Genomic DNA, 12,633 nt, shown 5'->3' with positions numbered 1-12,633 from the left:
TAGCTTTACTTCCTTTAATATCCATGCTATTGTAATCATTATTAGTATGAGGGAATAATAATGGGGGATTTATATAATAAAGCCAATGCACCGTATCTTATAGCTGGTGCTCTTGCTACTTTGGTATTGCTTGCGTCTGGGACACTTGCCGTTGCCCCTTATGTTGAGTTCTTGTCTTCAGTTGCAGCCTTTAATGTAGCTCTTCCTGTTGCTTTGAGTTTGTCTATACTTTCTGTTCTGGTGCTTGTACTTTCATGTAAAATGATCAGCCAGAATAAAAAGCTTGATGCACAAAAAGCAGAACCTAATGAAAAAAATGGATTAGCTAAAGAGCAAGAAAATATAATACAAAGCTTAGAGCCTCAAATCAAAGAGCTAAATAAGAGGCTTAGTAGTCAGTACAATGAGATTGAAAAGCTAATTGCTAGTGCTGCAAAAAAAGAGGAGCTAAATAAGCTTAACAATGAAGTGAAAGAGCTAAAGGTAAAGATTGCTAGTGTTGCAACAAAAGAAGAGATAAATAAGCTTAGTAATGAAGTTGAAAAGCTAATTGGTAGTGCTGCAACAAAAGATGAAATGGAAGAGCTAAAGGCAAAGATTGCTAGTGCTGCAACAGAAAGTAAAACACAAGAAAAGATTTTTATGAAATTTTGCGCAAAAGGTGAAAAAAGAGGGAAGAAAGCATTTGAGGATTTTATATTTATAAAAGAGATAAAAACAAAATTAGTAAATATTTATGAATCAATAAAAAATAATATTAATATAGTGTCTTCAGCAAAATCAGGTGATTCAGAAGAAGAGCAAGAAAAAATACAAAGAGGATTCATTTTTCACGGTCCAGGAGGAACTAGTAAGAGTTCAATTGTTGAGGCGATTGGGGATCAGCTGATATCTCTAACTACATTTATAAAAGTTTCTGGAGCTGATTTGCTTGAAAAATCAAATATAAATGAGCTTTTTAATAAAGCAAACGAAAACGCTCCTTGTATAGTTCTTATAGATGAAATCGACAGCTTTGGCAAGGGACGCACTGATGCCAATCGAGTACCTTTAAATTATTTTTTCACTAGATTCGATGAAGCTGATAAAGGTGTGACGGTGTTTGCTACAACTAATGTTAGTCTGCAAGATTTAGATGCATCACTTGTTAGGGGAAGTCGTTTGAGTAGTAAACTCAAGTTTACTATGATAGAAGGAAGTATACTTAAGAATATACTGAAGGATGGTCTGAATGAAAAAATAAAAAGTACAAGCATGCTATCTCAAGAATTTTAAACGAAACAAGACTTACAACACTCTCTATCTCAGCAGTAGATGTGGAATGTTTTATAAATTATATAGTTGAAAAGTTAAACAACAAGATTGGAACTTCTGCTTATACTATAATTAAAGATTTTTGTATTAAATATAATATTGGAGAGGTGTCGAATAAGCAGACTAACAGGAAAATTGAAAATTCTATAGGAGAATCACAGCAATACACATCCAGACCATCACATAAGCTGAATGACGCTTTATGTGATTCTGGATATACCAGTATGTTCTACCCCGATCAATAGCTAACTAGACTTATAAGTACAATGGTACACTCGATACACAAGGTCTAAGTCATTTTTTAGCTAGCAGACTGAAGATGGGAAGTTTGTTGTAGGTGCAGCACTATAATTCCTCCACAGATAAGAGAATTTTAATAAATATATACAAGACTGCTGAACGTGGGGGGAGGAGGGGAGTAATGAGCAATTTGCTTAGTGAGGCTAACACATTTTATTTTATAGCTAGTTCCTTAGCTACTCTTACGTTACTTACATCTTTAGCGCTTATTGTAACTTCTAATGTGCCTCTTCCTCTAATTCTTGCTTTAGCTACATTATCTGTTTTGGTGCTTGCACTTTCGTATAAAATAATTAGTAATAATAAAAAAATAGAGGTTGAGAGAAATAAATTCGCTCAGAAAGAGCAAGAGTTAGAAAATAAAATAACTCTAGGAAAGGAAGCTGAAAAAGCTGCAAACAAAGAAGTGGAAAAATTAAAACATGAATTAACTCGAGAAAAGCAAAATTTAGACAAGAGAGCAAAAAGATTGGATCAGAAAGTAAATGAGTCAGAAGTTGAGAGAGAATCTCTTCTTGAAGAAAAAAAATCTTTAGAGAAAAAATTAGAAACAGCAAAGAATCGTACGTTTGAAATAGACAATGAATTGGACAAAACAAGAAAGGAAATAGGTAAGCTTAATGAGCAGGAAGAGAAATTAAAACTTGAAATCTCATGTTTAAAGAAACAGTTGGAAGAAAGAAGTAGATTTATTGCAAAGCTGAAGATGGAAGTGGATGATAATAAACATTTAGAGCTAGAGAATAAGGGGTTAAATGATAGAATAGAAACGTTACGTGAAGTACAAAAGGCACTACGTGAGAAAAAACATGAACTTAGTGAAAAAGTAGAGGCATTGAATAAGGAAAAAAATAAACTTTCTAAAGAAGTAGAGGAATTACGTGAAGAACAAGAAAGGCTGCATGCAAACTTAGATAAGCTACAATGTAAAATTAAAGAGGTCAACAAAGAAAAGAAAAATTTATCTAAAGAATTAAAAGAGAAATTTGAAGAGTTAGATGAAGCAAATGGTTTAATTAAAAATCAATCTTTTGAGTTAGATGGGATAAGAAAAGATTGTAATAATGAAGTAAAAAGTTTAAGAAATTCACTTTTAGAACGAGACAGTCAAATAGAAGATTTTTTGAAAGAGAAAGAAAAACAAGTGAATTTTGCGCAACTGTTGATAAGATGCGTAACAGACAATATAGAAGAACCAATAAGAAATAATGATGGAAAAGCAATATTAGATACGATTCAAATATTAAAGTCTGCGTTACAAGGAGAAATTGCACGGCTTTTGCCAGACGAAACGCCTTCTTCTTCGCTGGAAGATCTTGGATATGAATCATTATTTGTCAGTCGCTCATCCACCCCGACCAAGTTGCCAAATTCACTATTGACAGAATCTTATGAACGCAGTCAGTTCAATCAGAGTGAAAGTATTTGCAAAACACAACAATGAGTCTTATTATAAGATAAATCATGCAAGATAATGAACCCAATAATATGCGCACTGGATACACAAGACTTAAATAAGGCTATTTCTCTAGCTAATGCTCTGCGTGGTAAAGTTGGCATGGTAAAGCTGGGATTAGAATTTTTTGCTGCTCAAGGTCTTTCTGGAGTGCAAGAAGTTGCAAAATGCAATGTACCAATTTTTTTAGATCTGAAATTGCATGACATTCCAAACACTGTAGCTAAAACAGTTGAAGTAATAAAAGTTCTGAACGTTGAAATGTTAACTCTGCACATCAGCGGTGGGACAAAAATGCTTGAAGAAGCGCTAAGTGTAGTGCAAGGCACAAAAATAAAGCTGATTGGAGTGACAGTGCTAACTAGTATGAGCAATGAGGATTTAAACGAGCTTGGAGTAGCAAGAGAAGTAAAATCACAGGTAATTTTGCTTGCAAAGCTTGCAAAAAAGATTGGACTCTATGGAATAGTCTGTTCTGCATTGGAAGCTCAGGAAGTGCGCCGAGAATGCGGTGAAGACTTTAAAATTATTACTCCAGGAATTCGTATAGATCCAGGTCATGACGACCAAAAAAGAACAGCAACACCAAAAGAAGCAATAAATTCAGGAGCTGATTATATCGTCATTGGCAGACCCATTACAAAAACTACAAGTAGTGCGGAGCTAATATTGAAATCCATGAAAGAATTTTAATATAATAACTTAATTTATAAAAATACTAACATATTAATTAGGAATAAGCATGAGTAATATCAATAGAATAATACGCGAAGTAATCAAGGAATTCCGCTCAAAATTACCAGATAAGGAAATAGAGGAATATTCTGGCAAATTGAATAAGCTACATATCTACCAGTGCAATAAGCATATAATAGAAAATAAGAAGCTATATCATTATACAATAAATGGGAAAACCCATGCTATGGGTCAGCATGGGCATAATTTTGTCAAGAGTTTAGAAGTTATCTTGAGGAATAAGCCACAAATTTCCTTAGAAGAGGTAATTGATTTTATGGAAAAAATAATTAATTTTGGTATTGATAGTTGTTATGGAGCATTTGAGATGATATTTGAATCTCGCTCTGGTGTTACAATAGATGATGCAGTTAATTTTGTAAAAGATAGCTTATCTAGTAAATTTTATGGATTCCATGGCAGTAGGATTTTCAAAGTAATATTAGAACTTAATCCAGAGAGCTCTCTTGAAGAGATAGAGAAACAATTTAGCAAAGTAGTAGATCCTTACTTTCTTAATGCTTGGAGTCGAGAAAGTGAAAGGGCTTTTGCTAAGATATGTAGGTTATGTAGAGAAGGACATGTTGAGAATATGCAGAAATTTGATTTTAGCAATTTTAATTTAGATCAAGATAGTGCTGGAGCATTAAGAGCACTGTTACAGTATTGTGTTGACGTTTCTAATCAAAAAGCTTTAGGTGATTCACATGAATTGCATAGAGAAGAGATGGAGGGGATATATAAATTTGATGATAATTACGATTTAAATTTAGATAGTGATCATAATGATAGTACCTGGCATTGAAATTATACTACAATAATAAAATAACTGGATAAAAATTATCACCAAAAAAATTCAAAAAAGTGCTTGACATAAAAGAACGAACATTATATAGTGTCATTATCTTTTATTTTACCTCGCTTAATTTAATTACTGGATTAAGCTTACAGTACTAAGCGTGGCACAAAGTGCCACGCTATTTTTCGGTTTACATTTTCAACAGATAAAAAATGATGCCATTTCAGTGCCAAGCACATAACTGTACGGATATTCATTTTTAAAGGTAAATTGCACAACAGATGATGTCATTCCAGTGCTTGACACTGGAATCCAGAAATTTTGCTTATAACTGAGCTGATGAGCTAAAGGTAGTTGTCTTACGCTAAAACAAACGTTTTTAATTAAGTTGCATAGAAGCTGGATCCCAGTGTCAAGCACTGGAATGACATCGTTTACTATGTACCATATTGCAATATTCGTACAACTGTGGGAAACATCTATGGATGCCATTCCTATTACCTTATTTCCATTTTTATTTCATTTTCAAAGGAGGCTATTATGTCACTTACCGATATCGCTCACCGTATCAATGAACTCGCTTCATCATGGGAGCAATTTAAATTAATAAATGATCGCAAACTAAAAGAAATTGAAAGCAAAGGGCGTGCTGATTCTGCAACAATTGAGCAGCTATGCAAGGTAAATAATGCCATTGATAGTTGCAAAGAGCGTTTAGACTTGATCGAAACTGCAGCTCAACGCCCAGAAGTAAATACAGATTTTAGCACAAGCGATAAATATTTTTCTGATTATATCCGCAAGGGAATGGAAAGCGGTTTATCACACAAAACCCTCAGTGGAGATGACAGTGATATCGGGGGGTATCTAGTTACTCCGCATATTGTAAAACGCATAAACAAGCGCGTAACTGATTCGTCCCCAATGCGACAAATATGCTCCAGTCAAAGAATCTCTACTGAAACATTGGATTACATTATAGAAGATTTTGACCGCGCCGGTGCAGGTTGGAGCAGTGAAACAGTAGATGATGAGGACGGTGGCAATAAGTCTAAGTATGATTTTGCAAAAGATACGGACACGCCCAAAATCCAAAAGATTTCCGTCACAACTTACGAGTTATATGCTCAACCACAAATATCACAAAAGTTACTCGATGATGCGTTTGTCGATGTTGAGAGTTGGCTGGTGGAAAAGATTGCCGAGACTTTTAGTAAGGAAGAAAGCGAAGCCTTCATTAAGGGTGAGGGCACTTTTCAACCAAAAGGAATTTTAGCTTATGAAAATGGAAACAGTTATAATAAAATAGAGCAAGTTAAAACTGAAAAATTAGATAGTGATTCAATAATGATGTTGTATTACTCTCTGGACGAATATTATTCCAAAAATGCGTCATTTTTGATGAACAGGAGTACGTTGAAGGATATCAGGCTGCTAAAATCTCAAACAGGTCAGTATCTCTGGCAGCCAAGTCTGTCGCTTGAAGCTCCAGATACTTTAATGGGAATACCAGTATATCAATCTGCCGATATGCCACCAGCGCCAAACAATCAGCTACCAGTAATTGCGATGGCAGATTTCAAACAAGCTTATAAGATTGTAGATAACAGAGGAATGAGAATATTAAGAGACCCTTATACGAATAAACCTTATGTGAGGTTTTTTGTCACTAAGCGTGTCGGCGGAGAGGTTGTAAACACCAGTGCTATTAAATTGTTGAAAATTGCGAGCAAGTACTAAAAACTTCCGCAGCATCATCTTTATAGCTGATCAAAGCAACACGTCATACCGCGATTCATTCCATAACTGTACGAACATTGTGATTTTGGCCCATCAGGAGGGTGTCATCCCAGTGCTTGACACATATAGCTAAACTGACTTAGATTTACCGACAGTTTGAAAAACAAAAATTCGTCATTCCGCTGCTTGTTAGCGGAATCTATGCTGAGATATCACGGCGGTATGACGTAGGAAAACCTTTCTTGGGTTAGCTATAGTTTGCTATATTATGTGATTTTATTTTCAGCATTGCTTCTTACATTATGTAATTTTGTTTTCCATAATGTATATTATGTAATTTTCGATGCTAAGAGGTTGTCCGGAAACTAGTAAATTCAAGCATATTCCCTCTTTAACATAACCCTACTCATAGCTAGGTATATGAAATTCTCAGTGGATGTTGTGAGTAAATCATACTCCTTCGATAGCCTTCTATTCCTATTAACCCAAGCAAAAGTCCTTTCTACAACCCATCTTCTTGGCTGTACTTTAAACCCTTGTTCTCTTGTTGGTAGTAGCTCAGGTGGCGTATCTTTGTGCACCCAAAATCTACATGGAGGCCTTTTAACAATTTCAATATCTATGTCATATTCTTCCTTTATGTGATTCTTTAAATTTCTTCCTTGGTATCCCATGTCAGCCCACATTTTTTTAACTTTAGTATATTTTGTTCTCATATTGTTTAATGCTATTTTAATACCATCTCTATCATTTTCGTTAGCAGCGCCTACGTAACAACCTAGTATAAAACCCTGAGTGTCTGTAATTATATGCCTTTTTCTACCCTTTACTTTTTTACTTCCATCATAGCCTTTGATCCCCCCTTTTCTGTAGTCTTTACAGATTGACTATCTACTATACAGGCACTCGGCTGCTCATTCCTTCCTATTTTTCTTCTACTATATTTTGTAATTTCATAATTCATTTTCTCAAAAATTCCCTGCTTCTTCCATTGCCTGAACTGCTCATACACAGTCTTCCATAGCGGAAAATCATTTGGTAAATACCGCCATTGACACCCTGTACGCAATACATAGAAAATTGCTTCTAATATTTCTCTTTTGCTATACTTTGGCGGCCTTCCTCCTTTCTTGTATGATACTCTGAAGTGTTTTTCTATTCTTGACCATTCCCTTTCGCTTAGATCTGTTGGATACTTTTTTCTCATCTTTACCCCGTACTAAAATTTCAGATATTATAGCCTTTTACTTGTTTCCGGACAACCTCTAAGATCTGTTATAGCTCTCAGTATGATATGAGTGATTCTCTTTTAATAATTATTTTTTAAATAGTTTGTTGGTTCATCAATTTCTTTAGGATTGATATCTACAATTATTTTTCCGTTTTTTAACAGAATAATCCGATCTGATATTTTTGTTAAAAAATCCAAATTGTGAGAAGCGATAATCATAGTAATACCCATATCTCTAACTGATTGTAGTAGTTCCACAACGTCGACTATTGTTGCTACATCTAAACCAGACGTTGGCTCATCGCATAATAGAATCCTTGGATTCATCATTAAGCTTCTGGCAAGCGCAACCCGCTGTTTTTGCCCACCGGATAGATTACTAGGGTAATCATTTTTTTTAGAGGCAATACCCAAAGACTCAAGTAGTGAATCACTTTGATCCTGAGTTTTGTTTTTAAGTTTGGGAGCATATGTAAGATTTTCCCAGACAGTCATATGTGAGAAAAGTTGAAAATCCTGAAATACAAAACCAGTACTATCATTGCATTCAATGCTACCAGAATCTAAAACTTCGAGTTTTTGTATACAACGTAACAATGTTGATTTACCACTACCAGAAGGACCAGCAAGACCAACTATAGATTGCTCTATAATCAGGTTAATATTATTAAGTACTGGAACATTATTAAATAATTTACAAACATTATGCATTTTTATCATATATACCTTTCTGTTCAATCTTTTTGCCTATATATTCAATTAGTAATACAAGAGCGTAATAATAAGCCCCAGCAAGACAAAGTGGTATAAAATAAGTAAATTGTTCTGCTGCAAGCATTTGCGCAGAGCGCATAATATCAACACCACCAATAGTAGAGATTAATGCCGTTTCTTTAAGGAGTGCAATGATCTCATTTATCATTGCAGGAAGAATATTTTTAATAACTTGTGGTAATATAATATCTCTCCACATATAGAAACTAGGTATTTGTAAAGTTTTAGCTGCTTCAAACTGGTTTTTTGATATAGTTTCAATACCAGCTCGTAAAATCTCAGCAATATAAGCACAGCTATTTAGACCAAATGCTATAATGCCAGCACTAAATATGTTTAATTTAATTCCTGCAATGGTTGGGGTCATAAAATAAACAACACTTAACTGTAATATAAGGGGGGTGCCACGTATTACAGATATAATTCCATTAATTAATGGAATACAGATCTTATTATATCTGAGTACTGACAATAATCCCCCTAGACTCACACCTAAAAGCAGTCCTCCAATCAATAATTTTAAAGTAAAGGCAAGGCCTGTTCCAACAAACAAGAAATTAGAAATTAATTCCTGCATCAGTTATCTCCTAGCCATTTTTCTGCTATTTTTTGTATTACACCTTTACTTTCTAAACTTTTTGATGCCTCGTTTATTTTATCCTTTAAAGCAGATCCTTTATTCACAGCAATAACATAACCACCATCTAACTTGGCAGTGGCTGACCATGATAGACCAGGATTTTTTTTGCTAAATACTTTACCTTGGAATTCATCAATTAGGACGCCATCAACATGACCAGACTTTAATGTTTCTACAGCTTGATTATTATTGTCTATAGCAATAATTTGAGCTGTTGTAGGAACATGCTCTTTTAGCCAAATTTCCATGACAGTTCCTAGTTGAACGGCTATCTTCTTGTGAGTTAAGTTGTTTATACCGGCTATGGGTTTATTTTTGTGATATAGAATACCAAATTCCCCTGTATAATAACTATTTGAAAAATCAAAATTTTTTTCACGCTCTTCTGTGCTACCAATAGTAGATATAGCAGCATCTACAGAATTACTTTGCAATGCTGCAAATATAGCACTAAACTGCATATCTTTAAATATCGCTTCTTTACCTAACTCTTTTGCTACTAATTGAGCAAGCTCAATGTCAAAGCCAGTAAATTTACCATTTTCATAATATTCAAAAGGTGGATAATCTGCAGAAATTGCAAATCTAATGATATTATCGTGTTTATTTTCCTTGCATCCTGTTAATAGAATACTTATCACTATAATAGCATTTAAAATATATTTTTTCATATTACTAATTTATATTCATATTTTATTCATCTTATGAATATAGACATTAAAAATTGAATAGTCAAGAAATAATGAATATAATTTCAAATATACTTATTACATATTCAATATGAGGAAAATGCATAATGCATGACAACACACTAGGTGAACATATTTTAAATATTATTCAAAATCACGAAATTTTAGAGCAGAGCGATTTACAGACCTTGCTTAAAGAAAGAGGGCACAACATTCCTCAGGCTACTTTATCAAGAAAATTAAAAAAACTTAAAATTGCCAAAGTTGCTGGTATGTATAAAGTAATTGACATCAACCAATATCGATTACCATTAATACTTAATATGCAAATTTCGGATTTTGGTTTAATAGTACTACACACTCAACCAGGACAAGCTAGCAGCCTAGCTTACTTTCTAGATCAGAAGTATGTTATTTATTCATTAAATAATAGCAAAAACATAGGAATTATAGGAACTATAGCAGGTGATGATACAGTATTATTGATCATCAAAAGTAAGGCTGAACTTAACAAAGTATTACAATCAATTTATGAAACATTTCCATATTTAAGTCCTGAATAAGAATGTTGTAAGTTAAAAATGTGATATAAAGGAGATAAGAGGGATTTCTTTGTTTAAATCTTTGTCTTCTTTTTTTCAATATACCTACATATCAGAATGGACAATTCATATAGAATCAGCATAGGTATTGCAAGCCCTACTTGGCTTAATACATCAGGTGGAGTTAAGATTGCAGCGATAATAAAAATTACCACTATCGCGATTCTGCGTTTATTTGACAAACTTTGTGTAGTGAGTAACCCTACTCTCACCATTAATGTGAGTATTACTGGAATTTGAAATGCAGTGCCAAAAGCAAACATAAATTGGAGAACGAGGTCTAAATATTCGCTAACTGATGGCATAAACTCTATTGGTATACCGAAAGATTTCCCACTATGTTCAAAAGTGATGAAAAACTTCCAGGCTAAAGGAAATATATAGTAATAGACTACAGTAGCTCCCGTTACAAATAAAACCGGTGTTGCAATCAAGTATGGCAACAACACTGCCCTTTCACTTTTATATAACCCAGGTGCTAAGAACATATAAAATTGCCATGCAAACACAGGAAAAGAAAACAAAAGTGCGCTCATTATTGCAACTTGGAGATACACAAAAAATGCCTCTGTTAAGTCTGTGTAAATTAAAGAAAAACCTTCGCTACCTTTTGTTGCTTCTATTAAAGGTGCGAGTAAAAAACGGTATATATTTTCCTTAAAGTAATAACAAAAACCAAAAGCAACGCAAAAAAATAGAAAGCAAAAGATAACTCTTTTTCTGAGTTCCGCAAAGTGCTCATAAAATGAGGCGTATTTGCTTGAGTTCCAGTTCATACTTTACTATAGCTCAATAATGCTATGTCTAACATTCTCAGCGAAAAAGCCCACTCATTGTCATACCACGCTGCAACCCTGCATATATCACCTGTAACATATGTACCAGTTAAATCCACAATTGCACTATAAGGGTTATGCACAAAATCTATTGAGACTAAAGGTTCCTCGCATATAGAAAGTACATTTGACATTGGATAACCCTCTGTCATCCTAGTACCCTCTGATGTCATCCGAGTAGCTGACACTGGGATCCAGAAATTAGATTCCAGCGTCACGCGCTGGAATGACGTAGAGGAGAGAGCTGCATCCTTAAACATTTCATTGATTTCTTTAACGGTCGCTTTCTTATCAGTCGTAAATGTAAAATCAACCATAGAAACATTGCTAACCGGAACTCTGACGGCAGTGCCATCTAGCTTGCCCTTTAATTCAGGAATTATAGAACCAATTGTTTTTGCTGCCCCGGTTGTAGTTGGCACCATAGATAATCCGCAAGCCCTTGCTCTACGCAAATCTTTATGATTACCATCAAGAACATTTTGATCATTCGTGTAGGCATGTATAGTAGTCATAAAACCGCTTTTTATACCTAAACTGGAGTGTAGGACTTTCACAATCGGAGCAAGGCAATTTGTAGTGCAAGAACCTGCTGATATCACTTTATGCTCTTTTTCGAGCATATCGTCATTCACACCATAAACTATAGTGACATCAGCATCCGGAACTGGAGCAGAGACAATTACTTTCTCTGCATTGTGCCTTATTGCTTCTTCACGTTTATTGAATGCACCAGTACATTCAAGTATTACATCAACATTCCAAGGAATATTTTCAGGATTCCGTTCTCTATATAAAGAAAACTTTTTGCCATTTATAGAAATCCAATTTTGAGACTCATTAAAATCAATATCACCACTGAATTTGCCATGAACAGAATCATATTTAATCAAATGTGCATGCTGCTTTGCACTGAGCGATCCATTGACAGCTACAACTTCTATTTGTTTGCTATATTCTTCTATTTCGAAAATAGCACGCAATACGCCTCTGCCTATTCTACCCAGACCATTAATTCCTACACGAATCGTCATCTCTTCATTCAAAAAATTTAATTATAGAGGATATCACTTGATATTTCATTTTATTCTTTTGCTTTTCTATCGATATGAACATTATAGCAAGGAGACAGGGCTAAAAACTTGCTTGACAAACTCCGCCAGCTCCCTTATCATGAAACTGAAGCTATTGTATTTGCTTTCGCCAATCTGCAGATTAAAAGGTAAGGATTACTTAATGTATCGGCGTCTTATGTTTAATTTTTTGCAGTATATAGATACTGTATGTCTTTACAAAACTTCATCTACATCTAGATTTTTATCTAAATAAGCTGAACGCGCTTATAAAGCGTTACAAGACATCAAAAAATGCCAATACTTGACAGAGATAGTAAAAGACTAGCTAACTCGGGGATTCTTTGTCTTTTTTTCTACTTGGTAAATTTCTTAAACATTTGCAGCGTAGGTTAGTTGCAATTAAAAGCAGCTCAATCTTGCTTGTCAAACGTTTAAAACATA

The 12,633-nt window shown here is 34.3% G+C and carries 14 protein-coding genes; 7 read left to right on the top strand and 7 right to left on the bottom strand.

Annotation, left to right across the window (positions count from 1 at the left end; all coding sequences use genetic code 11):
* Nucleotides 1-60 precede the first annotated feature (60 nt).
* From L0Z58_RS02285 to L0Z58_RS02265, 5 genes are all read left to right on the top strand, one after another.
* Nucleotides 61-1,275 (top strand): ATP-binding protein, encoded by a 1,215-nt coding sequence (locus L0Z58_RS02285; RefSeq protein ID WP_010962611.1) that lies wholly within the window; start codon nt 61-63, stop codon nt 1,273-1,275.
* 41 nt (nt 1,276-1,316) lie between these two features.
* Nucleotides 1,317-1,559: a hypothetical protein gene (locus L0Z58_RS02280; RefSeq protein WP_022626278.1), complete on the top strand. Its 243-nt coding sequence runs from the start codon at nt 1,317-1,319 to the stop codon at nt 1,557-1,559.
* 176 nt (nt 1,560-1,735) lie between these two features.
* Complete coding sequence (locus L0Z58_RS02275; protein WP_010962610.1) at nt 1,736-3,058, top strand: coiled-coil domain-containing protein; 1,323 nt, start codon at nt 1,736-1,738, stop codon at nt 3,056-3,058.
* Between the two features lie 30 nt (nt 3,059-3,088).
* Nucleotides 3,089-3,763, top strand: coding sequence for an orotidine-5'-phosphate decarboxylase (pyrF, locus tag L0Z58_RS02270; RefSeq protein ID WP_010082622.1), 675 nt, complete (start codon nt 3,089-3,091; stop codon nt 3,761-3,763).
* Nucleotides 3,764-3,812: 49 nt separating this feature from the next.
* Nucleotides 3,813-4,610 (top strand): hypothetical protein, encoded by a 798-nt coding sequence (locus tag L0Z58_RS02265; protein ID WP_010962609.1) that lies wholly within the window; start codon nt 3,813-3,815, stop codon nt 4,608-4,610.
* A 192-nt stretch (nt 4,611-4,802) separates the two neighbouring features.
* Here L0Z58_RS02265 and L0Z58_RS02260 read toward each other — a convergent pair whose 3' ends face one another.
* The gene (locus tag L0Z58_RS02260) at nt 4,803-5,096 is read right to left on the bottom strand and encodes a hypothetical protein (protein ID WP_010962608.1); all 294 of its coding nucleotides are present in this window, start codon (nt 5,094-5,096) and stop codon (nt 4,803-4,805) included.
* 48 nt (nt 5,097-5,144) lie between these two features.
* Here L0Z58_RS02260 and L0Z58_RS02255 point away from each other — a divergent pair, with 48 nt between their 5' ends.
* The gene (locus L0Z58_RS02255; RefSeq protein WP_010962607.1) at nt 5,145-6,344 is read left to right on the top strand and encodes a phage major capsid protein; all 1,200 of its coding nucleotides are present in this window, start codon (nt 5,145-5,147) and stop codon (nt 6,342-6,344) included.
* A gap of 374 nt (nt 6,345-6,718) precedes the next feature.
* Here L0Z58_RS02255 and L0Z58_RS02250 read toward each other — a convergent pair.
* From L0Z58_RS02250 to L0Z58_RS02235, 4 genes are all read right to left on the bottom strand, one after another.
* Nucleotides 6,719-7,551, bottom strand: a protein-coding gene (locus L0Z58_RS02250) for an IS5 family transposase (protein ID WP_233395575.1) whose coding sequence is annotated in 2 segments (ribosomal slippage) — nt 6,719-7,206 and nt 7,206-7,551 — 834 coding nt in all. Because the reading frame shifts where the segments join, the coding sequence is not laid out codon by codon here.
* A 102-nt stretch (nt 7,552-7,653) separates the two neighbouring features.
* A complete protein-coding gene (locus L0Z58_RS02245; RefSeq protein ID WP_010962606.1) occupies nt 7,654-8,295 on the bottom strand; it encodes an amino acid ABC transporter ATP-binding protein in 642 nt (213 codons plus the stop codon).
* Nucleotides 8,279-8,926 (bottom strand): amino acid ABC transporter permease, encoded by a 648-nt coding sequence (locus tag L0Z58_RS02240; protein WP_022626279.1) that lies wholly within the window; start codon nt 8,924-8,926, stop codon nt 8,279-8,281. The genes L0Z58_RS02245 and L0Z58_RS02240 overlap by 17 nt, the downstream gene beginning before the upstream one ends.
* On the bottom strand, nt 8,926-9,660 hold the full coding sequence (locus L0Z58_RS02235; RefSeq protein WP_022626280.1) for an ABC transporter substrate-binding protein: 735 nt from the start codon (nt 9,658-9,660) through the stop codon (nt 8,926-8,928). Before L0Z58_RS02235 ends, L0Z58_RS02240 begins: the two co-directional genes overlap by 1 nt.
* A 125-nt stretch (nt 9,661-9,785) precedes the next feature.
* On the opposite strand from L0Z58_RS02235, the gene L0Z58_RS02230 reads away from it, so the two are divergent.
* The gene (locus L0Z58_RS02230) at nt 9,786-10,241 is read left to right on the top strand and encodes an arginine repressor (RefSeq protein ID WP_010081874.1); all 456 of its coding nucleotides are present in this window, start codon (nt 9,786-9,788) and stop codon (nt 10,239-10,241) included.
* Between the two features lie 53 nt (nt 10,242-10,294).
* Here L0Z58_RS02230 and tatC read toward each other — a convergent pair whose 3' ends face one another.
* Both tatC and L0Z58_RS02220 read right to left on the bottom strand, forming a co-directional pair.
* Nucleotides 10,295-11,056 (bottom strand): twin-arginine translocase subunit TatC, encoded by a 762-nt coding sequence (gene tatC, locus L0Z58_RS02225; RefSeq protein WP_010962605.1) that lies wholly within the window; start codon nt 11,054-11,056, stop codon nt 10,295-10,297.
* Nucleotides 11,053-12,150 (bottom strand): type I glyceraldehyde-3-phosphate dehydrogenase, encoded by a 1,098-nt coding sequence (locus L0Z58_RS02220; protein ID WP_010962604.1) that lies wholly within the window; start codon nt 12,148-12,150, stop codon nt 11,053-11,055. Before L0Z58_RS02220 ends, tatC begins: the two co-directional genes overlap by 4 nt.
* Nucleotides 12,151-12,633: the final 483 nt, after the last annotated feature.

It is taken from the genome of Wolbachia endosymbiont of Aedes aegypti (assembly GCF_021496215.1).
Taxonomy (GTDB): domain Bacteria; phylum Pseudomonadota; class Alphaproteobacteria; order Rickettsiales; family Anaplasmataceae; genus Wolbachia; species Wolbachia pipientis.
Note: the sequence above shows the minus strand (reverse complement) of the source record. Positions and strands in the feature narration are given on the sequence as shown.